The organism is Bacillus sp. AP50, assembly GCF_040492675.1.
GTDB classification, from domain to species: Bacteria; Bacillota; Bacilli; order Bacillales; family Bacillaceae_G; genus Bacillus_A; species Bacillus_A cereus.
The window spans coordinates 24753-48488 of sequence record NZ_JBEUTW010000027.1 but is presented as its reverse complement, the minus strand read 5'-3'; the positions used below and the strand labels follow the sequence as shown (position 1 = coordinate 48488).

Here is a 23736-nt window from a genome sequence, read left to right as displayed (position 1 = left end):
TTATCATTATACTAACTCGATAATTACCATTGGTGCTGCGTCTCCGCGACGTGGACCAATTTTTGCAATACGAGTGTATCCGCCTTGGCGCTCAGCATAGCGTGGAGCTACATCAGCGAATAGTTTTTGAAGTGCATCTTGACCAGTCTCAGCGTTAGCTACTTCATTGCGAATGAAAGCTGCTGCTTGACGACGAGCATGAAGATCTCCGCGTTTACCTAAAGTGATCATTTTTTCCACTACAGAACGAAGTTCTTTTGCACGAGTTTCTGTCGTTTGGATGCGCTCGTTGATAATTAAATCAGTAGCTAAATCACGTAACATAGCTTTACGTTGCGCACTTGTACGGCCTAATTTTCTGTATGCCATTCGTAGTTCCCTCCTTTGTTGATGGGTTTAAATCCTCAGTCGTCTTTACGTAAACCTAAACCTAATTCCTCAAGTTTATGTTTAACTTCTTCTAAGGATTTACGTCCTAAGTTACGAACTTTCATCATATCTTCTTCTGTTTTGTTCGCAAGCTCTTGTACAGTATTAATTCCTGCACGTTTTAGGCAATTATAAGAACGAACAGAAAGGTCTAGTTCTTCGATAGTCATCTCAAGAACTTTCTCTTTTTGATCTTCTTCCTTCTCGACCATAATCTCAGCATTTTGTGCTTCATCAGTTAAACCAACAAAGATATTTAAATGCTCAGTTAAGATTTTGGCACCTAAAGAGATAGCTTCTTTTGGCCCGATGCTTCCATCCGTCCATACATCAAGCGTAAGCTTATCATAATTAGCCACTTGTCCGACACGTGTCTTTTCCACTTGGTAAGTCACACGTGATACTGGAGTATAAATAGAATCAATAGGAATTACTCCTATTGGTTGATCTTCGCTTTTATTTGCATCAGCTGGCGTATACCCACGGCCACGCTTTGCAGTTAAACGCACGCGGAAATGCGCATCTTTTGCTAACGTTGCAATGTGTAAATCTGGATTTAAGATTTCTACATCACTATCGTGAGTAATATCAGCAGCTGTGACAATACCTTCGCCCTGTACATCAATTTCCAACGTCTTCTCTTCTTCAGAGTAGATTTTAAGAGCTAACTTTTTCAAGTTTAAGATGATCGTCGTAACGTCTTCTACTACGCCCTCAACTGTTGAAAATTCATGTAATACGCCATCGATTTGGATAGCAGTAACAGCGGCACCAGGGAGTGAGGATAAAAGAATACGACGTAAGGAGTTACCCAAAGTAGTACCATATCCACGCTCAAGCGGTTCAATTACGAATTTACCATATTTAGCATCTTCGTTAAGTTCAACCGTTTCGATTTTCGGCTTTTCGATTTCAATCATTAACTAAACCCTCCTTCAAAACGTCGAAACCCCGGTTAAACAAAGGTATAACCCCTGTCTAACCGAAAGTCCCCCTTAGGCAGTTCCCGATTGTGCACAACAAGCGATGTTTCTGTACGAAATTTCTCGATAATGCATCATATCCATTATAGACAAAAGGGAAAATTCTATACAGAAAAATTACACACGACGACGTTTTGGTGGACGACATCCATTATGAGGAACTGGAGTAACATCTCTAATTGCTGTTACTTCTAGACCTGCAGCTTGAAGAGCACGAATTGCAGCTTCACGACCAGCACCAGGACCTTTAACAGTAACCTCTAAAGTTTTTAAACCGTGTTCCATTGCAGCTTTAGCAGCAGTTTCAGCAGCCATTTGCGCAGCGAATGGAGTAGATTTACGAGATCCACGGAAACCAAGTGCACCAGCACTAGACCAAGAAAGTGCGTTACCGTGAGTATCTGTAAGTGTTACGATTGTGTTGTTGAAAGTAGAACGAATATGAGCTATACCAGCTTCAATATTCTTTTTCACACGTTTTTTACGAGTGTTTGTTTTACGTGCCATTGTTAGTTCAACCTCCTTTACTTATTATTTCTTTTTATTTGCTACTGTACGACGTGGACCTTTACGTGTACGAGCATTGTTTTTAGAGTTTTGACCACGAACTGGTAAACCACGACGGTGACGAAGACCACGGTAAGAACCGATCTCCATTAGACGTTTGATGTTAAGAGATACTTCACGACGAAGGTCTCCCTCAACTTTAATACGATCGATGATATCACGGATACGTCCTAATTCGTCTTCCGTTAAATCACGAACTCGTGTTTCTTCAGAAATACCTGCTTCAGCAAGAATTTTTTCAGCAGTTGTGCGACCAATGCCGAATACGTAAGTTAAAGAAATAACAACGCGTTTGTCTCGAGGAATATCTACACCTGCGATACGTGCCATTACGAATGCACCTCCTTCTGATTAACCTTGTTTTTGTTTATGTTTAGGGTTTTCACAAATAACCATTACTTTTCCACGTCTACGAATAACTTTACATTTTTCGCAGATTGGTTTAACTGACGGTCTTACTTTCATGTCTCGAACCTCCTTAAAGATTACGGAGTGCTATATTATTTAAAACGGTACGTAATACGACCACGATTTAAATCGTACGGAGATAATTCTACCGTAACTTTGTCTCCTGGTAAAATACGAATGAAGTTCATACGGATTTTACCAGAAACGTGAGCCAATACGACATGCCCATTCTCTAATTCTACTTTGAACATAGCATTTGGCAACGTTTCAAGAACGGTACCTTCGACTTCAATTACATCATCTTTAGCCATTCAATAGTTCTCCCTTCTTCAAATCAGTAACATTTTACACTGCTCTGAAATCCCGGAGAGCCAGCTACTTATAAAGTGGTAAGGATTTCGTATCCTGCTTCTGTAAGAGCAATCGTGTGCTCAAAATGGGCACACCATTTACCATCTACCGTTACCACTGTCCAGTCATCAGATAGTGTTTTTACATATCGTCTTCCTTGATTCACCATCGGCTCAACACAGATGACCATTCCCGGCTTTAATCTAGGGCCTCTATTTGGTGGACCATAGTGCGGGATTTGAGGGTCCTCATGTAAGTCTTGCCCGATTCCGTGACCAACATACTCCCTAACGATCGAGAATCCATTCTCTTCAGCATGGGTTTGAACCGCATGTGAGATATTTGATAATCTCTCGCCTGGTTTTACTTGTTCTAGACCAAGATACAACGATTTTTCTGTGACATCAAGTAGCTTTTGAACAGATTCAGAAATGTTTCCAACTGGATACGTCCATGCAGAATCTCCATGGTACCCATTGTATTTCGCACCAATATCGATACTGATGATATCGCCCTCTTTGAGCTTGCGCTTCCCTGGAATTCCGTGTACAAGCTCTTCATTTACAGAAGCACATATGCTCCCCGGAAATCCGTTGTATCCTTTAAAAGATGGCGTAGCACCATATTTTTGAATCGTCTTTTCCGCTATTTGATCGAGCTCTTTCGTTGTAATTCCTGGAGTAATGTGCTGTTTCAACTCTTGATGAGTCAAAGCAACGATCCTGCCAGCTTCTCGCATGATTTCTATCTCGCGAGGAGTTTTGCAGATTATCATTACGCTAAGCCTCCGATGAGAACATCGATATCAGCAAATACTTTATTGATATCTTGCTCACCATTAATGCTTTGTAAGTAACCAAGCTCTTCGTAGAAATCAAGCAAAGGTTTTGTTTGCTTAATATTTACATCTAAACGATTTGCTACAGTTTCTTCATTGTCATCAGAGCGTTGATATAATTCGCCACCACATTTATCGCACACATCAGCTTTTGCTGGTGGATTGAATTCTAAGTGGTAAGTCGCACCGCACTCTTTACAAATGCGACGGCCTGTAAGGCGTTTTAATAACAACCCTGAATCCACATTAATGTTTAAAACATAGTCGATTTTTTTGCCAAGATCTTTCATAATTTCTTCAAGAGCTGATGCTTGTGCAACAGTTCGTGGGAAACCGTCTAGTAAGAAACCTCTTACGCAGTCGTCTTGACTTAAACGTTCACGCACGATTCCGATCGTAACTTCATCTGGAACAAGTGCACCTTTATCAATAAAAGATTTTGCTTGTAGACCCATTTCAGTTTCAGCCTTCATAGCTGCACGGAACATGTCTCCTGTTGAAATGTGAGGGATGTTATACTTGGCAACAATCTGTTCGGCTTGTGTACCTTTACCAGCACCAGGAAGCCCCATTAAAATTAAGTTCATCCTTGTTCCCCCTCAGAGTACATGAGCATGTAGGGAAGACAATTCTTCCCACTTACTCACTGCTTGATAAACCCTTTGTAATGGCGTTTTACCAGTTGGCTTTCTAGCTGCTTCATTGTTTCTAAAGCAACGCCGACAACGATTAACATACTCGTTCCACCGATCTGTGCAGATGGAGGAAGATTTCCCAATTTCGTAAAGATAACTGGTAAGATTGCAATCGCTGCTAGGAAAATTGATCCTACAAAGGTCAAACGATACAAGATTTTTGTTAGATATTGTTCCGTATTCTTACCCGGACGAATACCTGGAACATATCCACCTTGCTTGTTTAGATTCTCTGACATTTGCTCTGGATTAACCTGAACAAATGCATAGAAATATGTGAAGGCTACAATGAGCGCAACATATATGATCATTCCCACTGGGTGAGAATAGTTAAAGTTTGCAATAATCCACTGCGATACATCATGTTTCGGGAAGAACTGTGCAATAGTCGGAGGCGTAATTAAGAATGAAACAGCAAAAATTACTGGAATAACACCAGCACTATTTACCTTAAGCGGTAAATGTGTGTTTTGTGCTCCAGCATAACCACCATTTCCTCCTGTTACACGCTTCGCATATTGAATTGGGATCTTTCTAACAGCCTGTTGAATGAAAATAACACCCACAATAACTGCTAGCACAGCTAGTAAAATCAATGCAACTTTAACGATACTCATGAACAATTGATCTCCGATATTTTGAAACTGTTGCTGATACACTTGAGATATAACACTTGGGATCGCTGCGGCAATACCGCCAAAGATAAGGATGGAAATACCATTACCTACACCTTTAGCTGTAATCTGTTCACCTAACCACATTAAAAATGCAGTACCAGCAGTCAGTACCGTAGCAATGTATAAATAAGTGCTCCAACCTGGATTCAAAATTAATTGTCCACCTACCATACCGTTAAAACCGATTGACATACCAAACCCCTGAATAAACGCAAGAACAATTGTAAAGTAACGCGTGAATTGCGTTAATTTACGACGGCCCATTTCACCTTGCTTCGACCATTCCGAAAATTTAGGAACAACATCCATCTGCAATAATTGCACGATGATGGATGCTGTAATATACGGCATGATTCCCATCGCAAAGATGGAGAAGTTTTTCAAGGCTCCACCGCCAAATGTATTTAGAATACCTAAAGCATTTAATTGATCTTGTGCCTTCAGTACGTCTCCATTTGTAAATGGCACGGGGATAAACGTGCCAATCCTGAATACGATTAACATCGCTAAAGTGAATAATATTTTACGTCTTATCTCAGCAACGCGCATAAAGTTGGAGATTGTACGAAACATTAGATCACCTCAACTGATCCGCCAGCTGCTTCAATTGCTTCTTTAGCACTTGAAGAGAACTTGTGCGCTTTAACAGTTAGTTTTTTCTCTACTGCTCCGCTTGCAAGAACTTTAACACCGTCGTTTAACTTGCTGATAACGCCAGTTTCCAGCAATAATTCAGGTGTTACTTCTGTACCATCTTCAAAACGATTTAACGTTGATAAGTTTACAATAGCAAACTCTTTACGGTTAATGTTTGTGAAGCCGCGTTTTGGTAAACGACGGAATAATGGAGTTTGACCACCTTCGAAGCCAAGACGAACACCGCCGCCAGAACGTGCGTTTTGTCCTTTATGACCTTTACCAGCAGTTTTACCGTTACCAGAACCGATACCACGACCGACACGGTTACGTACTTTACGAGAACCTTCTGCAGGTTTTAATTCATGAAGTTTCATTCCCAGGCACCTCCTTATATTAATGAGTTATCCTTAAGCTTCTTTTACAGTTACAAGGTGAGAAACTTTGTTGATCATACCAAGAATAGCAGGAGTTTCTTCCTTAACTACAGTTGAATTCAACTTTTTAAGACCTAAAGCTTCTACCGTCGCACGTTGATCTTGTGGACGACCAATTACACTACGAGTGAGGGTAATTTCTAACTTTTTCGCCATTTGTTTTCCCTCCTTAACCTAGTAGCTCTTCTACAGATTTACCGCGTAATTTTGCAACATCTTCAGCGCGCTTAAGTTCGCTTAATCCGTTCACAGTAGCGCGAATCATGTTGATTGGTGTGTTAGAACCAAGAGATTTCGAAAGAATATCTTGTACACCAGCTAATTCAAGGACCGCACGAACAGGTCCACCAGCAATAACACCAGTACCCTCAGCAGCAGGTTTTAAGAATACTTCACCAGCGCCAAAATGACCGTTGATTGTGTGTGGAATTGTTGTACCAACTAATGGTACAGCGATTAAGTTTTTCTTAGCGTCTTCGATAGCTTTACGGATTGCGTCTGGTACCTCTTGTGCTTTACCAGTACCGAATCCAACATGACCGTTTTTATCGCCAACTACAACTAGTGCAGCAAAGCGGAAACGACGACCACCCTTAACAACTTTCGCGACACGATTTATCGTAACTACACGTTCTTCAAGTTCTAATTTACTTGGGTCAATGCGATGCATCAATTTTCCCTCCTTTGACCATTAAAATTGTAATCCAGCCTCACGAGCAGCTTCAGCTAGAGCTTTAACACGGCCATGGTATAAGTAACCACCGCGATCAAATACTACTTCTTTAACGCCTTTCTCTACAGCACGCTTAGCAACTGATTCTCCAACTTTCGTAGCAGCTTCAATATTGCTAGTACCGTTAAGAGCAAGGTCTTTATCAAGAGTAGATGCACTTACTAACGTTACACCATTCACATCATCAATAACTTGAGCGTAAATATGTTGGTTAGAACGGAACACGTTTAAACGTGGACGCTCTGCAGTACCAGTAAGTTTAGCACGTACACGTGCATGTCTTTTCTTACGAGTCGCATTTTTATCAGCTTTAGTGATCATTCTTGTCACTCCTTTCTCTCACCTAACGGGTTTACTTAGCAGTTTTACCTTCTTTACGACGAACAACTTCGCCTTCGTAACGAATACCTTTACCTTTGTAAGGCTCAGGAGCACGTACAGCACGGATGTTAGCAGCGAATTCGCCAACACGTTGCTTGTCGATACCTTTAATTACGATCTTAGTTGGTGCAGGTACTTCAACTTCAAGACCTGCTTCCGGAGTCATTTCTACTGGATGAGAATAACCTACGCTTAATACAAGTTTATCACCTTGTTTTTGAGCACGGTAACCAACACCGACTAATTCAAGTCCGCGTGCGAAACCTTCAGTTACACCTTCAACCATGTTTCCGATTAAAGCACGAGTTGTACCGTGTAATGCACGGTGTTCCTTCTGTTCAGATGGACGCTCAACTGTTAATGTATTCTCTTCAATTTTGATAAGCATATCAGCATTGAAAGTACGAGTTAATTCACCTTTAGGGCCTTTTACTGTTACAGTATTGTCTTCTGCAACTGTAATAGTAACACCTGCAGGGATTTCAAGAATCTTTTTACCAATACGAGACATGTGGTCACACCTCCGTTCGTTTTAAATATATATTACCAAACGTATGCTACTACTTCTCCACCAGTTTGTAATTGACGAGCGTCTTTGTCTGTCATTACTCCCTTAGATGTAGAAACAAGAGCGATACCTAATCCGTTAAGTACACGTGGTACTTCGTCAGCTTTAGCGTAAACGCGTAAGCCAGGTTTACTGATACGTTTTAATCCAGTGATTACACGTTCATTGTTTGCACCATATTTCAGGAAAATACGAAGGATACCTTGTTTGTTATCCTCGATGTATTCTACATCACGAATGAAACCTTCACGTTTTAAAAGTTCAGCGATCTCTTTTTTGATTTTAGAAGCAGGAACCTCTAATTTCTCATGACGTACCATGTTCGCATTACGGATGCGAGTAAGCATGTCTGCAATTGGATCTGTCATCACCATGTGTTTTACCTCCTTCCCATTTGTGGGTTTTACCAACTAGCTTTTTTAACACCAGGAATTTGACCTTTATATGCAAGTTCACGGAAACAAATACGGCAAAGTTTAAATTTGCGGTATACAGAATGCGGACGACCGCAGCGTTCGCAACGTGTATACTCTTGTACTTTAAACTTAGGAGTACGCTTTTGTTTCGCTATCATAGATTTTTTAGCCACGTTTTCGCCTCCTCTACTTAGCGTTGGCTTCCATTATTTTTGGAATGGCATACCGAATTGTGTTAAAAGTTCACGAGCTTCTTCATCAGTTTTCGCTGTAGTAACGATTACGATGTCCATACCGCGGACTTTGCTTACTTTATCATAATCAATCTCAGGGAAAATAAGTTGCTCTTTAACACCTAATGTATAGTTTCCACGACCATCGAATGATTTCTTAGAAACACCACGGAAATCACGTACACGTGGTAAAGAAACTGATACTAATTTGTCGAAGAACTCATACATTTGCTCGCCGCGTAAAGTTACTTTCGCACCGATTGGCATACCTTCACGAAGACGGAAACCAGCGATTGATTTTTTAGCACGAGTTACAACAGGTTTTTGACCTGTGATTTGTGTTAATTCTTCTACTGCGTTGTCTAACGCTTTTGAGTTAGATACCGCGTCACCAACACCAGTGTTGATTACGATCTTTTCGATTTTTGGTACCTGCATTACAGATTTATAGTTAAACTTGCTCACTAGAGCAGGAGTAATTTCCTTTTGGAACTTCTCTTTAAGGCGATTCAATGAAGTGACCTCCTTTCTTAAGAAAATTATTTATCTAATAATTCACCAGATTTTTTTGCAATACGAACTTTTTTACCATCTTCTACTTTGAAGCCTACACGAGTAGGTTCACCTGTTTTCGGATCTAAAATCATAACGTTAGAAACGTGAATAGGTGCTTCTTTAGTAATAATTCCACCTTGTGGATTTAATTGAGATGGCTTAGAGTGCTTCTTAACGATATTGACACCCTCAACGATAACACGGTTTTGCTTTGGGAAAGCCACAAGGATAACGCCTTGTTTTCCTTTGTCTTTACCAGTGATTACCTGTACTTTATCACCTTTTTTTACATGCATCTTAATTCTGCACCTCCTTAGCAAGGCAATACCTTAAATTATAGAACTTCTGGAGCTAAAGAAACGATCTTCATGAAGTTGCTATCACGTAATTCACGAGCTACTGGTCCGAAGATACGAGTACCACGTGGGCTCTTATCGTCTTTAATGATAACCGCTGCGTTTTCATCAAATTTGATGTAAGAACCGTCCGGACGACGAGCTCCGCTCTTCGTACGTACCACTACTGCTTTAACAACGTCACCTTTTTTAACAACGCCACCTGGTGTTGCTTGTTTTACCGTAGCAACGATAATGTCACCAATGTTAGCATATTTACGACCAGAGCCGCCTAATACTTTAATTGTTAAAAGTTCACGTGCACCAGAGTTGTCAGCAACTTTCAAACGAGATTCTTGTTGGATCATGTTATGAAACCTCCCTTCGGACTAAAAATTCCGATTCGTCTATTTAGATAATAACCGCTTCTTCAACGATTTCAACTAAACGGAAACGCTTAGTAGCAGAAAGCGGGCGAGTTTCCATGATTTTAACGATATCGCCAAGTTTCGCTTGGTTTTGCTCATCATGGGCTTTGTACTTCTTAGAATACTTAACACGTTTTCCGTACAAGGAATGAGTTTTGTAAGTTTCAACTAAAACTGTAATCGTTTTGTCCATTTTGTCAGACACTACACGACCAGTATAAACTTTGCGTTGGTTACGTTCGCTCACTATGCAAACCTCCCCTCAATTTATCGATTAATTCCGATCTCTCTTTCACGAACTACAGTTTTCATACGAGCAATTGCTTTACGCACTTCACGAATGCGAGTTGGATTCTCTAATTGTCCTGTAGCAAGTTGGAAGCGAAGATTAAACAACTCTTCCTTTAAAGCTTTAACTTTTGTTTCGATTTCGGCAGTGGTTAATTCACGAATATCATTAGTTTTCATTAGATTCACCACCATTTTCTTCACGTTTTACGAATTTACATTTCACAGGTAACTTGTGAGCTGCAAGACGTAATGCTTCGCGTGCTACCTCTTCAGATACACCCGCGATTTCGAACATAATTTTCCCAGGTTTTACTACTGCTACCCAGCCTTCTGGTGCCCCTTTACCGGAACCCATACGTACTTCTAGAGGTTTTGCAGTGTAAGGTTTAGAAGGGAAAATTTTAATCCATACTTTACCGCCACGTTTCATGTAACGAGTCATTGCACGACGAGCAGCTTCGATTTGACGGTTTGTAATCCATGAAGCAGCTTGTGCTTGTAAACCGAATTCACCGAAAGCAATTTCAGTTCCACCTTTAGCACGACCACGCATTTTACCACGATGCTCTCTACGATATTTTACGCGTTTTGGCATTAACATATTATTTTCCTCCTTCCTCAGAAGCTTTCTTTTTTGTAGGAAGGACTTCTCCACGGTAGATCCATACTTTTACGCCTAATTTACCGTATGTTGTATCAGCTTCAACTGCTGCATAGTCAATATCAGCGCGAAGTGTATGAAGTGGAACAGTTCCTTCACTGTAAGATTCTGCACGAGCGATATCAGCTCCGCCAAGACGACCAGAAACCTGTGTTTTAATACCTTTAGCACCTGCACGCATAGCACGTTGAATAACTTGCTTTTGTGCACGACGGAATGATACACGGTTTTCTAATTGACGAGCGATGTTTTCGCCTACTAATTTAGCGTTAAGATCAGCTCTCTTAACTTCTAAAATGTTGATGTGTACACGCTTGCCTGTTAATTGGTTAAGAGCTTTACGAAGTGCTTCAACTTCAGTACCACCTTTACCAATTACCATACCAGGTTTTGCAGTGTGAATTGTAACATTTACACGATTTGCTGCACGTTCGATTTCTACTTTAGCAACAGCAGAATCTTTTAAGCGTACATTAATGTACTCACGGATTTTGATGTCTTCATGTAATAATGTAGCGTAATCTTTCTCAGCGAACCAACGAGATTCCCAGTCACGGATAACGCCGACACGAAGACCAATTGGATTAACCTTTTGACCCATCGATTATCCCTCCTTCTTTTCTGATACCACAACTGTGATGTGGCTTGTGCGTTTGTTAATTTGGCTTGCACGACCCATTGCACGTGGACGGAAACGTTTTAACGTTGGACCTTCGTCAACGAAAACTTTTTCAACAACTAGGTTGTTAATGTCCATCTCATAATTGTGCTCTGCATTTGCGATTGCAGATTTTAAAACTTTTTCTACAACTGGAGAAGCAGTTTTTGGTGTGTGGTTAAGGATAGCAATCGCTTCACCCACTTGCTTACCTCGGATTAAGTCTACTACTAAACGAACTTTACGAGGAGCAATACGAACTGTTCTCGCTACTGCTTTAGCTTGCATTGAAGTGCCTCCTCTCATTATCTTCTAGTTTTCTTATCGTCAGCAAGGTGACCTTTGTACGTACGAGTTGGTGCGAATTCACCTAACTTATGGCCAACCATATCCTCAGTGATGTACACAGGTACGTGTTTACGACCATCATATACAGCGATTGTGTGTCCGATGAACTGAGGGAAGATTGTTGAACGGCGAGACCAAGTTTTAACAACTTGTTTTTGCTCAGATGCAACTAATTTTTCCATTTTGCTCATTAAGTGATCATCGACAAATGGTCCTTTTTTTAAGCTACGAGCCATTTTGGTGCCTCCCTTCGTGATTGGCGTACGGTTCTAGAAATGAACCGTACTACAATCCCATTATTTTTTACGACGACGAACGATGAATTTGTCAGACGCTTTGTTTTTCTTACGAGTCTTGAATCCAAGAGTTGGTTTACCCCATGGAGACATTGGAGACTTACGTCCGATTGGAGAACGTCCTTCACCACCACCGTGTGGGTGATCAACCGGGTTCATTACAGAACCACGAACTGTTGGGCGTTTACCTAACCAGCGAGAGCGACCTGCTTTACCGATTTTGATAAGTTCGTGTTGTTCGTTACCTACTTGACCGATTGAAGCGCGACAAGCAGATAATACAAGACGTACTTCACCAGAAGTTAAACGTACAAGTACGTATTTACCTTCTTTACCAAGTACTTGAGCAGATGTACCAGCAGAACGAACTAATTGTCCGCCACGACCAGGCTTAAGCTCGATGTTATGAACAACAGTACCTACTGGAATGTTGATTAATGGTAATGCGTTACCGATTTTAATGTCAGCTTCTGGGCCAGACATAACTTCCATACCTACTTCTAAAGATTTAGGAGCAAGAATGTAACGTTTTTCACCGTCAACGTAGTTAATTAATGCGATATTCGCAGAGCGGTTTGGATCGTATTCGATCGTAGCAACGCGTCCTGGAATTCCATCTTTGTTACGCTTAAAGTCGATGATACGGTATTGACGCTTATGTCCGCCACCTTGATGACGTACAGTGATTTTACCTTGGTTATTACGACCAGCCTTCTTGCTTAAAGGAGCAAGTAATGACTTTTCGGGTCTATCAGTCGTGATTTCAGCGAAATCATTCGTAGTCATATTACGACGACCGTTAGTAGTTGGATTATACTTTTTGATTCCCATCTCAATTTCCCTCCTTCTTTAGTAAGAATTAAACGCCTTGGAAGATTTCGATTTCTTTGCTGTCAGCAGTTAGCTTAACGATTGCTTTACGACGACGGCTAGTAAAACCAGCGTGACGACCAACGCGTTTTGCTTTCGGCTTGTAGTTCATGATGTTCACTTTTTCTACTTTAACACCAAAGATCGCTTCAAGAGCATCTTTAACTTCTGTTTTATTAGATTTAACGTCCACATCGAACGTGTATTTTTTTTCAGCCATCATTTCCATAGAACGTTCAGTGATAACTGGGCGCTTAATGATATCACGAGGATCTCTCATTATGCAAGCACCTCCTCTACTTTTTCCACTGCCGCTTTTGTCATGATTAGCTTATCATGATGAAGCACGTCTAAAACGTTTACGCCATCAGCAGTGATTACTGTTACTCCAGGGATATTGCGAGCAGATAACTCTACAGATTCGTTTGCATCAGCAGTTACGATAAGAGCTTTCTTCTCAACAGTTAATCCTTTAAGTACTGCTAGCATATCTTTTGTTTTTGGTGCATTTAACACTAGGTCTTCAAGAACTACAATGTTGTTCTCAACTACTTTAGTAGCTAATGCAGATTTGATTGCTAAACGACGAACTTTCTTAGGAAGTTTGTACGCATAGCTTCTTGGTGTAGGTCCGAATACCGTACCACCACCACGCCATTGAGGAGAGCGGATAGACCCTTGACGAGCACGTCCAGTTCCTTTTTGACGCCATGGTTTACGACCACCACCGCGAACTTCAGAGCGAGTTTTTACTTTGTGTGTACCTTGACGTAAAGATGCACGTTGCATCATTACAGCTTCGAAAAGTACAGCTTCATTTGGTTCGATACCGAAAATAGCTTCAGCTAATTCGATTTCACCAACCTGTGAACCAGTTTGGTTATATACAGTAACTTTTGGCATTGGAATTCCTCCTTCCTATTGTGAATTATTTGCTAACCTTCACAGCGCCTTGAACAACTACAAGAGATTTCTTAGCACCTGGAACGTTACCTTTTACTAGTAATAAGTTGCGCTCAGTGTCAACTTGAACGATTTCTAAGTTTTGGATAGTAACTTGGTCTCCACCCATACGTCCAGCAAGTTTTTTGCCTTTGAATACACGGTTCGGAGCAACTGGGCCCATTGAACCTGGACGACGGTGATAGCGAGAACCATGAGACATAGGTCCGCGAGATTGTCCGTGGCGTTTGATAACACCTTGGAAACCTTTACCTTTAGAAATTCCTGTTACATCAACGATTTCACCTGTAGCGAATACGTCAACTTTTACCTCTTGACCAACCTCTAATCCGTCCACGTCTGCATCGCGGATTTCGCGAATGAAGCGCTTAGGAGTTGTAGATGCTTTAGCAGTGTGGCCTTGTTCAGGTTTGTTAGTTAACTTTTCACGTTTATCTTCAAATCCTAACTGGATTGCATTGTAGCCATCAGTTTCAGTTGTTTTCTTTTGAAGAACAACGTTTGGATTAGCAGCGATAACTGTTACTGGGATTAACTCACCGTTCTCAGCAAATACTTGAGTCATACCGATCTTTCTTCCTAAGATTCCTTTGGTCATGAGTTACACCTCCTACATTTTTAAGTTATATAAATTATAGTTTGATTTCGATATCTACACCAGATGGTAAGTCTAAACGCATTAATGAATCTACTGTTTGTGGAGTAGGACTCACGATGTCGATTAGACGTTTGTGCGTGCGCATTTCGAATTGCTCACGAGAATCTTTGTACTTATGAACAGCACGAAGAATTGTGTAAACAGTTTTTTCAGTTGGTAATGGGATCGGACCAGAAACTGTTGCCCCAGAACGCTTAGCTGTTTCTACAATTTTCTCAGCTGACTGATCAAGAATACGGTGATCGTAAGCTTTTAAACGGATACGAATTTTTTCTTTTGCCATTATTTTCCCTCCTTCGTTCGCCTATTTCTAAAATAGACCTTCTCCATGGAAATTTCCCCACACCATGCCATGGCAAAGCGGCCGGGTGTGTCAGCAACCTTCCACTTCATCGCAGTCAAAGACCAACATTGTCTATTATACAATGTTATTCGTCTAGATGCAAGCATCTTTTTGTTTGCATCTGCTTTTCTCTACTTTTGCTATTATACATGGCACTTTAAAGAATTTCAAGTTTTCATCTAACAGAATTCATTTTACAGTTTCTGGATTATCTTTTGTTGTTTTTATATTACTATAGAAGAAACTCGTCAAAACAAAAAAACACTCTCTTCTCCCTTATATAAACGCAAACAAAAAACCTAAGGGAAAATCCCTTAGGTTTTTTTATATCAGTTAAGATTACTCAACGATAGTAGCAACTACACCGTAACCTACTGTACGTCCACCTTCACGAATAGAGAATTTAGTTCCCTCTTCGATAGCGATTGGAGCGATAAGTTCGATAGTCATTTCGATGTTGTCACCAGGCATTACCATTTCAGTACCTTCTGGTAATTGGATGATACCAGTTACGTCAGTTGTACGGAAGTAGAACTGAGGACGGTAGTTAGCGAAGAATGGAGTGTGACGTCCACCTTCTTCTTTAGATAATACGAAAACTTCAGCTTTGAATTTAGCGTGAGCTTTTACAGAACCGCTTTTTGCAAGTACTTGTCCACGTTGGATGTCTTCACGAGCAACCCCACGAAGTAAAGCACCGATGTTGTCTCCAGCTTGAGCTTGGTCAAGAAGTTTACGGAACATCTCTACACCAGTTACAGTTGTAGAAGCATTTTCTTCAGCAAGACCGATGATTTCTACTACGTCACCAACTTTAACGATACCGCGCTCAACACGACCAGTAGCAACTGTACCACGACCTGTGATAGAGAATACGTCCTCTACAGGCATTAAGAATGGTTTGTCAGTTTCACGTTCTGGAGTTGGGATGTAAGCATCAACTTCAGCCATTAATTCAATGATTTTTGCTTCCCAATCAGCTTCTCCTTGAAGAGCTTTAAGAGCAGAACCTTTGATTACAGGAATGTCGTCGCCTGGGAATCCGTATTCAGATAATAGGTCGCGAACTTCCATTTCTACTAATTCTAATAATTCTTCGTCATCTACCATGTCGCATTTGTTTAAGAATACAACGATGTAAGGAACACCTACTTGACGAGAAAGAAGGATGTGCTCACGTGTTTGAGGCATTGGGCCATCAGCAGCAGATACTACTAAGATACCGCCGTCCATTTGAGCAGCACCAGTGATCATGTTTTTAACATAGTCAGCGTGACCTGGGCAGTCAACGTGTGCATAGTGACGAGTTTCAGTTTCGTACTCAACGTGTGCAGTTGAGATTGTGATACCGCGCTCTCTTTCTTCTGGAGCAGCATCGATTTGATCGTATCCGCGTGCTTCAGCACCACCAGCTTTTGCAAGAACTGTAGTGATCGCAGCAGTTAATGTAGTTTTACCATGGTCAACGTGGCCGATTGTACCGATGTTAACATGGGGTTTAGAACGTTCGAATTTAGCTTTAGCCATTCTAAATTCCTCCTTAGTTTATATAGGTTATTTTATATTTAGACTAGAAAGTGAAACTTACGTCCCACTTTCTAAGCTTACATAAGTAGTTATACTTGAACAATCGATAAAAATCAATTATTCACCTTTATTTTTTTTGATAATTTCTTCAGAAACAGACTTTGGTACTTCTTCATAGTGGTCAAACACCATAGAGAATGTTCCGCGTCCTTGAGTGTTAGAACGTAATGACGTTGCATAACCGAACATTTCAGAAAGTGGAACCATAGCGCGAACAACTTGTGCGTTACCGCGAGCTTCCATACCTTCTACACGTCCACGACGAGATGTTACGTCACCCATAATGTCACCCATGTACTCTTCAGGAATTACAACTTCAACTTTCATCATTGGCTCAAGAATTACTGGGCTACATTTAGAAACCGCAGCTTTAAGTGCCATAGATGCAGCGATTTTGAACGCCATCTCAGATGAATCGACATCATGGTAAGATCCGTCAACTAATGCAGCTTTAATGTCAACTAGTGGATAACCAGCTAGTACACCATTTTTAAGTGCATCTTCAAGACCTGCTCCAACAGCTGGGATGTATTCACGAGGAACTACACCACCGACGATCTTGTTTTCGAATTCGAATCCTTTACCTTCTTCGTTAGGTTCAAACTCAATCCAAACGTGACCGAATTGGCCACGACCACCAGATTGACGAGCGAACTTACCTTCAACTTTCGCAGCAGCGCGGAAAGTCTCACGGTATGCTACCTGAGGAGCACCAACGTTTGCTTCCACTTTGAATTCACGACGCATACGGTCAACGATGATATCAAGGTGAAGTTCACCCATACCAGCGATGATAGTTTGGCCAGTTTCTTGGTCAGTGTGAGCACGGAATGTTGGATCTTCTTCAGAAAGCTTAGATAATGCTGTACCCATTTTATCTTGGTCAGCTTTAGATTTTGGTTCGATAGCTACAGAGATAACTGGCTCTGGGAATTCCATAGACTCAAGGATAACAAGGCTCTTCTCGTCACAAAGAGTATCACCAGTAGTAGTATCTTTTAAACCTACAGCAGCAGCGATATCACCAGCGTAAACTGTTGAAATCTCTTCACGGCTGTTAGCGTGCATTTGTAGGATACGACCTACACGCTCACGCTTACCTTTAGTTGAGTTTTTCACGTATGATCCAGAGTTTAACACACCAGAGTACACACGGAAGAACGTTAACTTACCAACATAAGGGTCAGTCATGATTTTGAATGCTAAAGCTGCGAATGGTTCTTCATCGCTAGACTTACGTTCTACTTCTTCATCTGTATCCGGTAGAGTACCTTTAATAGCAGGTACATCTAGTGGAGATGGAAGGTAGTCGATAACTGCGTCTAACAGAATTTGAACACCTTTGTTTTTGAATGCAGAACCACAGATTACTGGGAAGAATTCTACAGAAGTTGTAGCCTTACGGATACCAGCTTTAAGCTCTTCTACAGTGATTTCTTCACCTTCTAGGTACTTCATCATCATTTCTTCATCAAGCTCAGCTACCGCTTCAATAAGTTTTCCACGGTATTCTTCAGCTAATTCTTTGTGCTCTTCAGGAATTTCAACACGCTCGATGTCTGTTCCTAAATCGTTACCGTACATGTAAGCACACTCTTCAACAAGGTCAATGATACCATTGAACTCATCTTCAGCACCGATTGGTAACTGAATTGGATGTGCGTTTGCTTGTAAACGATCGTGGATTGTTCCTACAGAGTATAAGAAATCTGCACCGATCTTATCCATTTTGTTAACGAATACGATACGAGGTACGCCGTAAGTAGTAGCCTGACGCCAAACAGTTTCTGTTTGTGGTTCTACACCAGATTGCGCATCAAGTACTGCTACAGCGCCATCAAGTACGCGTAAAGAACGTTCTACTTCTACTGTGAAATCTACGTGTCCTGGAGTATCAATGATGTTTACACGATGACCTTTCCATTGTGCTGTAGTTGCAGCAGAAGTAATTGTGATACCACGCTCTTGCTCTTGCTCCATCCAGTCCATCTGAGATGCACCTTCGTGAGTTTCACCGATTTTATGAATACGTCCTGTGTAGTACAGAATACGCTCAGTTGCTGTTGTTTTACCAGCATCGATGTGAGCCATGATACCAATATTACGAGTGTTTTCTAAAGAGAACTCTCTTGCCATTTGGTGTCTTGCTCCTTCCATATATGGATTGGATTTTTTATTTTAAGTAGCAAAAAAGCCACTTTATATTGTTACACATGTCAGTATGTCCAGTACTCTCATTATGTAAAACGAGCGCCCGATGAAAGGGAGAGGCATTCTCCCTCTCCACACTTCCATAAGCGACAAATAAAGCGGTTTATGCTTACATTTATTTTACGTTGAATCCTACCAACGGTAATGAGCAAATGCTTTGTTAGCTTCTGCCATTTTATGAGTGTCTTCACGTTTCTTAACAGATGCACCAGCGTTGTTAGCTGCATCTAAGATTTCGTTAGCAAGACGCTCTTCCATAGTTTTTTCACCACGAAGACGAGCGTAGTTTACTAACCAACGAAGACCTAAAGTTGTACGGCGTTCTGGACGAACCTCAACTGGAACTTGGTAGTTAGCACCACCAACACGACGAGCGCGTACTTCAAGAACAGGCATGATGTTCTTAAGAGCTTGCTCGAATACTTCCATTGGCTCTTTACCAGTACGTTCGTTTACGATATCGAACGCATTATAAAGAATTGTTTGAGATTTACCTTTTTTACCGTCAACCATCATTTTGTTGATAAGGCGTGTTACTAGCTTCGAATTGTACATTGGATCTGGTAACACGTCACGTTTCGCAACAGGTCCTTTACGAGGCATATTGAGTTCCTCCTTTCATTTTAAAGTTATTATTTTTTAGCAGGTTTTGGTCTCTTAGTACCATATTTAGAACGTCCTTGCATACGTTTGTCAACACCAGCTGTGTCAAGCGCACCACGAACGATGTGGTAACGTACCCCCGGTAAATCCTTTACACGACCACCGCGAATTAATACTACGCTATGCTCTTGTAGGTTATGACCGATACCTGGGATGTAAGCTGTAACCTCGATACCGTTTGTTAAACGTACACGAGCGTATTTACGTAACGCTGAGTTAGGTTTCTTTGGAGTCATTGTACCAACACGAGTACATACACCACGTTTTTGAGGTGCAGAGATATCAGTTGATTTTTTCTTTAAAGAGTTAAAACCTTTGTTTAACGCAGGTGATTTAGATTTCCATACTTTATCAGTACGACCATTTCTCACTAATTGGTTAATAGTAGGCATTTGATTATCCTCCCTTCGCATGTTTGTATGACCACATATCCAGGTGGTTCATTATTAGTTGAAAACAAAGTTTTTGCAAGGAAGAGCAAATGCTCTCTCCTCACAAAAACAGTTTTAACTTATTATTCCTATTGCTGAAGCTCCCACTTGAATCCCCGAAGCTTTACCAAGCTTACGAACTGATTCAACTTTTGTTATGGGCACGTTATATTGCATTGCAACACGAATGATAGCATGGGTTAACCGCATGTCAGCATCCTCTGCGATGACAACTTCTTTAACTGTACCATTTTTAATTGCCTCCAATGTGCGTTTATGACCAACGACTACATTTTCAGCAGTTGATACTTTTTGATAAGACATATAAATATCCTCCAAAGCATCGTTCAGGAGCAACCTTGATTATAGTAACATTTTGACTCATACAATGTCAACTAAGATTAATTGTTTTTATACAAAATTTATGCCGGAAAATTTTACTGTTCCACATAAACCTCATCGTTTTCTACATTCATGTCATCTTGTGTTGTTTTTACAAGATCCACTTTGCGATAACGATTCATACCTGTTCCAGCAGGAACAAGTTTACCGATAATAACATTTTCTTTTAATCCTAGAAGTTCATCGCGTTTACCCTTAATTGCTGCATCAGTTAAGACACGAGTTGTTTCTTGGAACGATGCTGCAGATAAGAATGAATCTGTTTCAAGTGAAGCTTTTGTAATACCAAGTAGAACAGGTCTAGCTGTTGCTGGTTGCTTACCTTGCAGTAAGACCTTAGCATTCGCATCAGTGAACTGATGGATATCTAGTAATGTTCCTGGTAATACATCTGTTTCACCTGCATCACTTACACGAACTTTACGTAACATTTGACGTACCATTACTTCTACGTGTTTGTCACCAATTTCTACCCCTTGCATACGGTATACTTTTTGAACTTCACGTAATAAGTATTCTTGAACCGCCGTAATGTCCGTTACTTTTAGTAATTCTTTCGGATCAATAGAACCTTCTGTTAACTCTTTACCGTGGCTAATTGGCTGTCCTGGAGTTACTTTCAGACGAGCACCGTAAGGAATAGCATACGTACGAGCTTCAACTTCACCCTGTACAACTACTTCTTGGCGATCTTTAACGTCGTTGATCGCTGCGATAACACCGTCGATTTCACTGATAACTGCCTGACCTTTCGGATTACGAGCTTCGAAGATCTCTTGGATACGAGGTAAACCTTGAGTGATATCATCTCCGGCAACCCCACCTGTATGGAATGTACGCATCGTTAACTGTGTACCTGGCTCACCGATAGATTGAGCTGCGATAATACCTACCGCTTCTCCTACTTCTACGTCTGTTCCAGTTGCTAAGTTACGACCGTAACACTTCTTACATACACCGTGGCGAGTGTTACACGTAAACGCTGAACGAATGTTTACAGTTTCAACACCCGAATTTTCAACGATATGAGCGATATCTTCAGTAATTAATTGATTTTCAGCAACTAATACTTCACCTGTTTCAGGATGTTTTACAGTTTTTCTTGCAAAACGTCCAACAAGACGATCATATAATGACTCGATAACTTCATTACCCTCTTTAATCGCACCAATTAATAAACCGCGATCTGTTCCACAATCATCTTCACGAACAATTACATCTTGTGCAACGTCAACAAGACGACGTGTTAAGTAACCAGAATCGGCAGTTTTAAGTGCTGTATCGGCAAGACCTTTACGCGCACCGTGCGTAGAGATGAAGTACTCAAGTACTGTTAAACCTTCACGGAAACTCGATTTGATTGGAAGTTCGATGATACGACCAGATGGATTGGCCATAAGACCACGCATACCAGCAAGCTGAGTAAAGTTAGATGCGTTACCACGGGCACCTGAGTCACTCATCATGAAGATTGGGTTGCGTTTATTCAAGGATTTCATCAGTTTTCCTTGGATAACATCTTTTGCATTACTCCAAATAGAGATAACGCGATCGTAACGTTCTTCTTCCGTGATTAAACCGCGACGGAATTGTTTAATTACATTATCTACTTTTGCTTGTGCTTCGTGGAGAATTTCATCTTTTTCGCCTAATACAAGAATGTCAGATACCCCAACTGTAATACCAGCTTTTGTAGAGTACTTGAATCCTAAGTTTTTCATACGGTCAAGCATACGAGACGTTTCTGTAATTTGGAAACGTTTGAACACTTCCGCAATGATGTTACCAAGGATCTTCTTGCTAAATGGCGCCACTTCTTCGCGACTAGCAATAATTTCTTTAATGTTCGCACCTTTTTCAACGAAATATTTCGCTGGTGTTTCTTTTTCAAGGTTTGAATTTGTTGGTTCATTAATATAAGGGAACGACTCTGGTAAGATTTCGTTAAATATTAATTTACCAACTGTTGTTAATAGAAGCATACTCTTTTGCTCTTCAGTAAATGTTGCGTTGTTTACTGCACTTGCAGCTACTGCAACACGTGTATGAAGATGAACATATCCATTTTGATATGCAAGCAATGCTTCGTTTGCATCTTTGAAGACCATACCTTCACCGATTGCACCTTCACGCTCAAGTGTTAAGTAATAGTTACCTAATACCATATCCTGAGATGGAGTAACAACTGGTTTACCGTCTTTCGGGTTCAAGATGTTTTGTGCCGCTAACATAAGAAGACGAGCTTCAGCTTGAGCTTCTGATGATAAAGGTACGTGAACGGCCATTTGGTCACCGTCAAAGTCCGCGTTGTATGCAGTACATACAAGTGGGTGAAGACGGATTGCGCGACCTTCTACTAATGTAGGTTCAAACGCCTGGATACCAAGACGGTGAAGTGTTGGTGCGCGGTTTAGAAGTACTGGATGTTCTTTAATCACAGACTCTAAAACGTCCCAAACTTCAGGTTGTACACGCTCGATTTTACGTTTCGCACTCTTAATGTTATGTGCTAATCCTTTTTCAACTAACTCTTTCATTACGAAAGGTTTGAACAGTTCAAGCGCCATTTCTTTTGGCAATCCACATTGATACATCTTTAAGTTCGGTCCTACAACGATTACAGAACGACCAGAGTAGTCAACACGTTTACCTAATAAGTTTTGACGGAAACGTCCTTGTTTACCTTTAAGCATGTGAGATAGTGATTTTAATGGACGGTTACCTGGCCCAGTAACTGGACGGCCACGACGACCATTATCGATTAATGCGTCTACAGCTTCTTGTAACATACGTTTTTCGTTTTGAACGATGATGCTTGGTGCACCTAAGTCCAATAGACGTTTTAAACGGTTGTTACGGTTAATTACACGACGGTATAAGTCGTTTAAGTCAGAAGTAGCAAAACGTCCACCGTCTAACTGTACCATTGGGCGTAGTTCTGGTGGGATTACTGGTAGAACATCTAAGATCATCCAAGACGGTTCATTTCCAGAGTTACGGAATGCTTCTAATACTTCTAGACGTTTAATAGCACGAGTACGGCGTTGTCCTTGTGCTGTTTTTAATTCTTCTTTTAAGAAGTCTACTTCTTTATCTAAATCGATGTCTTGTAGTAGCTTTTTAATTGCTTCTGCACCCATAGCAGCTTGGAATGTGCTACCATATCGATCACGATATGCACGGTATTCTTTTTCAGAAAGTAATTGCTTCTTATCAAGTGGTGTATCTCCACTTTCTGTTACAACATAAGAAGCGAAATAAATTACTTCTTCAAGCGCGCGAGGGGACATGTCTAAGACAAGTCCCATGCGGCTCGGGATACCTTTGAAATACCAAATATGAGATACAGGAGCAGCTAATTCGATATGACCCATACGTTCACGACGTACTTTTGCACGCGTTACTTCAACGCCACATCGATCACAAACTACACCTTTATAACGTACACGTTTGTATTTTCCGCAATGACATTCCCAGTCCTTTTGTGGTCCGAAAATACGCTCACAGAACAAGCCATCTTTTTCAGGCTTTAACGTACGATAGTTAATAGTTTCTGGTTTCTTAACTTCACCGTATGACCAAGAACGAATCTTGTCAGGTGAAGCAAGTCCAATCTTCATATATTCAAAGTTATTTACATCTATCAAGGGGCCTACCTCCCTTTTAGTCTACAGGTTATCCCAA

36 protein-coding genes are annotated in these 23736 nt (G+C 40.9%); all 36 read right to left on the bottom strand.

Annotated elements, in window-relative coordinates:
* Window positions 1–6 precede the first annotated feature (6 nt).
* Window positions 7–369: a 50S ribosomal protein L17 gene (gene rplQ / locus ABWK52_RS04055; protein ID WP_000331490.1), complete on the bottom strand. Its 363-nt coding sequence runs from the start codon at window positions 367–369 to the stop codon at window positions 7–9.
* 35 nt (window positions 370–404) lie between these two features.
* Entirely contained in the window at window positions 405–1349 is a 945-nt protein-coding gene (locus ABWK52_RS04050; protein WP_000569643.1) for a DNA-directed RNA polymerase subunit alpha, read from the bottom strand.
* 180 nt (window positions 1350–1529) lie between these two features.
* A complete protein-coding gene (gene rpsK / locus ABWK52_RS04045) occupies window positions 1530–1919 on the bottom strand; it encodes a 30S ribosomal protein S11 (RefSeq protein ID WP_000101798.1) in 390 nt (129 codons plus the stop codon).
* Between the two features lie 24 nt (window positions 1920–1943).
* The gene (rpsM, locus tag ABWK52_RS04040) at window positions 1944–2309 is read right to left on the bottom strand and encodes a 30S ribosomal protein S13 (RefSeq protein WP_000090788.1); all 366 of its coding nucleotides are present in this window, start codon (window positions 2307–2309) and stop codon (window positions 1944–1946) included.
* 21 nt (window positions 2310–2330) lie between these two features.
* On the bottom strand, window positions 2331–2444 hold the full coding sequence (rpmJ, locus tag ABWK52_RS04035) for a 50S ribosomal protein L36 (protein ID WP_000868344.1): 114 nt from the start codon (window positions 2442–2444) through the stop codon (window positions 2331–2333).
* Between the two features lie 35 nt (window positions 2445–2479).
* Complete coding sequence (gene infA, locus ABWK52_RS04030; protein ID WP_001029884.1) at window positions 2480–2698, bottom strand: translation initiation factor IF-1; 219 nt, start codon at window positions 2696–2698, stop codon at window positions 2480–2482.
* Between the two features lie 68 nt (window positions 2699–2766).
* Complete coding sequence (gene map, locus ABWK52_RS04025) at window positions 2767–3513, bottom strand: type I methionyl aminopeptidase (protein WP_000582539.1); 747 nt, start codon at window positions 3511–3513, stop codon at window positions 2767–2769.
* On the bottom strand, window positions 3513–4163 hold the full coding sequence (locus ABWK52_RS04020) for an adenylate kinase (protein ID WP_001048989.1): 651 nt from the start codon (window positions 4161–4163) through the stop codon (window positions 3513–3515). Before ABWK52_RS04020 ends, map begins: the two co-directional genes overlap by 1 nt.
* Window positions 4164–4219: 56 nt before the next feature.
* On the bottom strand, window positions 4220–5521 hold the full coding sequence (gene secY / locus ABWK52_RS04015; protein ID WP_000490117.1) for a preprotein translocase subunit SecY: 1302 nt from the start codon (window positions 5519–5521) through the stop codon (window positions 4220–4222).
* On the bottom strand, window positions 5521–5961 hold the full coding sequence (rplO, locus tag ABWK52_RS04010) for a 50S ribosomal protein L15 (protein ID WP_000766081.1): 441 nt from the start codon (window positions 5959–5961) through the stop codon (window positions 5521–5523). The genes secY and rplO overlap by 1 nt, the downstream gene beginning before the upstream one ends.
* Window positions 5962–5994: 33 nt before the next feature.
* Complete coding sequence (gene rpmD, locus ABWK52_RS04005) at window positions 5995–6177, bottom strand: 50S ribosomal protein L30 (protein ID WP_001085234.1); 183 nt, start codon at window positions 6175–6177, stop codon at window positions 5995–5997.
* A gap of 13 nt (window positions 6178–6190) precedes the next feature.
* Window positions 6191–6691 (bottom strand): 30S ribosomal protein S5, encoded by a 501-nt coding sequence (gene rpsE / locus ABWK52_RS04000; RefSeq protein ID WP_000554646.1) that lies wholly within the window; start codon window positions 6689–6691, stop codon window positions 6191–6193.
* 21 nt (window positions 6692–6712) lie between these two features.
* On the bottom strand, window positions 6713–7075 hold the full coding sequence (gene rplR, locus ABWK52_RS03995; protein WP_000628816.1) for a 50S ribosomal protein L18: 363 nt from the start codon (window positions 7073–7075) through the stop codon (window positions 6713–6715).
* Window positions 7076–7106: 31 nt separating this feature from the next.
* Window positions 7107–7646, bottom strand: coding sequence for a 50S ribosomal protein L6 (rplF, locus tag ABWK52_RS03990; RefSeq protein ID WP_000086558.1), 540 nt, complete (start codon window positions 7644–7646; stop codon window positions 7107–7109).
* Between the two features lie 32 nt (window positions 7647–7678).
* Window positions 7679–8077, bottom strand: a complete 399-nt coding sequence (gene rpsH, locus ABWK52_RS03985) for a 30S ribosomal protein S8 (RefSeq protein WP_000245511.1) — start codon at window positions 8075–8077, stop codon at window positions 7679–7681.
* 29 nt (window positions 8078–8106) lie between these two features.
* The gene (rpsN, locus tag ABWK52_RS03980) at window positions 8107–8292 is read right to left on the bottom strand and encodes a 30S ribosomal protein S14 (RefSeq protein ID WP_001085700.1); all 186 of its coding nucleotides are present in this window, start codon (window positions 8290–8292) and stop codon (window positions 8107–8109) included.
* Window positions 8293–8325: 33 nt separating this feature from the next.
* On the bottom strand, window positions 8326–8865 hold the full coding sequence (gene rplE, locus ABWK52_RS03975; RefSeq protein WP_001080831.1) for a 50S ribosomal protein L5: 540 nt from the start codon (window positions 8863–8865) through the stop codon (window positions 8326–8328).
* 26 nt (window positions 8866–8891) lie between these two features.
* On the bottom strand, window positions 8892–9203 hold the full coding sequence (gene rplX / locus ABWK52_RS03970) for a 50S ribosomal protein L24 (RefSeq protein WP_000558200.1): 312 nt from the start codon (window positions 9201–9203) through the stop codon (window positions 8892–8894).
* Window positions 9204–9241: 38 nt separating this feature from the next.
* Entirely contained in the window at window positions 9242–9610 is a 369-nt protein-coding gene (gene rplN / locus ABWK52_RS03965; RefSeq protein ID WP_000615912.1) for a 50S ribosomal protein L14, read from the bottom strand.
* Window positions 9611–9653: 43 nt separating this feature from the next.
* Window positions 9654–9917, bottom strand: coding sequence for a 30S ribosomal protein S17 (rpsQ, locus tag ABWK52_RS03960; protein ID WP_000004106.1), 264 nt, complete (start codon window positions 9915–9917; stop codon window positions 9654–9656).
* 20 nt (window positions 9918–9937) lie between these two features.
* The gene (rpmC, locus tag ABWK52_RS03955; protein WP_000855718.1) at window positions 9938–10138 is read right to left on the bottom strand and encodes a 50S ribosomal protein L29; all 201 of its coding nucleotides are present in this window, start codon (window positions 10136–10138) and stop codon (window positions 9938–9940) included.
* On the bottom strand, window positions 10128–10562 hold the full coding sequence (gene rplP / locus ABWK52_RS03950) for a 50S ribosomal protein L16 (protein WP_000928969.1): 435 nt from the start codon (window positions 10560–10562) through the stop codon (window positions 10128–10130). Before rplP ends, rpmC begins: the two co-directional genes overlap by 11 nt.
* A gap of 1 nt (window position 10563) precedes the next feature.
* Window positions 10564–11223, bottom strand: a complete 660-nt coding sequence (rpsC, locus tag ABWK52_RS03945) for a 30S ribosomal protein S3 (protein ID WP_000529956.1) — start codon at window positions 11221–11223, stop codon at window positions 10564–10566.
* Between the two features lie 3 nt (window positions 11224–11226).
* Window positions 11227–11568 carry a 50S ribosomal protein L22 gene (gene rplV, locus ABWK52_RS03940; protein WP_001148024.1) on the bottom strand — a complete coding sequence of 114 codons (342 nt, stop codon included), beginning with the start codon at window positions 11566–11568 and terminating at the stop codon, window positions 11227–11229.
* 17 nt (window positions 11569–11585) lie between these two features.
* Window positions 11586–11864, bottom strand: coding sequence for a 30S ribosomal protein S19 (gene rpsS / locus ABWK52_RS03935; RefSeq protein WP_000124454.1), 279 nt, complete (start codon window positions 11862–11864; stop codon window positions 11586–11588).
* Between the two features lie 60 nt (window positions 11865–11924).
* The gene (gene rplB, locus ABWK52_RS03930) at window positions 11925–12755 is read right to left on the bottom strand and encodes a 50S ribosomal protein L2 (RefSeq protein ID WP_000511583.1); all 831 of its coding nucleotides are present in this window, start codon (window positions 12753–12755) and stop codon (window positions 11925–11927) included.
* A 28-nt stretch (window positions 12756–12783) separates the two neighbouring features.
* Window positions 12784–13074, bottom strand: a complete 291-nt coding sequence (gene rplW / locus ABWK52_RS03925; RefSeq protein ID WP_001205558.1) for a 50S ribosomal protein L23 — start codon at window positions 13072–13074, stop codon at window positions 12784–12786.
* The gene (gene rplD / locus ABWK52_RS03920) at window positions 13074–13697 is read right to left on the bottom strand and encodes a 50S ribosomal protein L4 (RefSeq protein WP_001127258.1); all 624 of its coding nucleotides are present in this window, start codon (window positions 13695–13697) and stop codon (window positions 13074–13076) included. The genes rplW and rplD overlap by 1 nt, the downstream gene beginning before the upstream one ends.
* Before the next feature lie 25 nt (window positions 13698–13722).
* On the bottom strand, window positions 13723–14355 hold the full coding sequence (gene rplC / locus ABWK52_RS03915) for a 50S ribosomal protein L3 (RefSeq protein ID WP_000160207.1): 633 nt from the start codon (window positions 14353–14355) through the stop codon (window positions 13723–13725).
* Window positions 14356–14389: 34 nt separating this feature from the next.
* Window positions 14390–14698, bottom strand: a complete 309-nt coding sequence (gene rpsJ, locus ABWK52_RS03910; RefSeq protein ID WP_001040596.1) for a 30S ribosomal protein S10 — start codon at window positions 14696–14698, stop codon at window positions 14390–14392.
* Window positions 14699–15097: 399 nt separating this feature from the next.
* Complete coding sequence (gene tuf / locus ABWK52_RS03905; protein ID WP_001029614.1) at window positions 15098–16285, bottom strand: elongation factor Tu; 1188 nt, start codon at window positions 16283–16285, stop codon at window positions 15098–15100.
* Window positions 16286–16402: 117 nt separating this feature from the next.
* Complete coding sequence (gene fusA, locus ABWK52_RS03900; protein ID WP_098508947.1) at window positions 16403–18481, bottom strand: elongation factor G; 2079 nt, start codon at window positions 18479–18481, stop codon at window positions 16403–16405.
* Window positions 18482–18688: 207 nt separating this feature from the next.
* Window positions 18689–19159, bottom strand: a complete 471-nt coding sequence (gene rpsG / locus ABWK52_RS03895; protein ID WP_001137491.1) for a 30S ribosomal protein S7 — start codon at window positions 19157–19159, stop codon at window positions 18689–18691.
* Window positions 19160–19188: 29 nt separating this feature from the next.
* Window positions 19189–19611 carry a 30S ribosomal protein S12 gene (rpsL, locus tag ABWK52_RS03890; RefSeq protein ID WP_001142341.1) on the bottom strand — a complete coding sequence of 141 codons (423 nt, stop codon included), beginning with the start codon at window positions 19609–19611 and terminating at the stop codon, window positions 19189–19191.
* 114 nt (window positions 19612–19725) lie between these two features.
* Window positions 19726–19974, bottom strand: a complete 249-nt coding sequence (locus ABWK52_RS03885) for a 50S ribosomal protein L7ae-like protein (protein ID WP_000121837.1) — start codon at window positions 19972–19974, stop codon at window positions 19726–19728.
* A gap of 113 nt (window positions 19975–20087) precedes the next feature.
* Window positions 20088–23699, bottom strand: a complete 3612-nt coding sequence (rpoC, locus tag ABWK52_RS03880) for a DNA-directed RNA polymerase subunit beta' (protein WP_000567939.1) — start codon at window positions 23697–23699, stop codon at window positions 20088–20090.
* Window positions 23700–23736 lie beyond the last annotated feature (37 nt).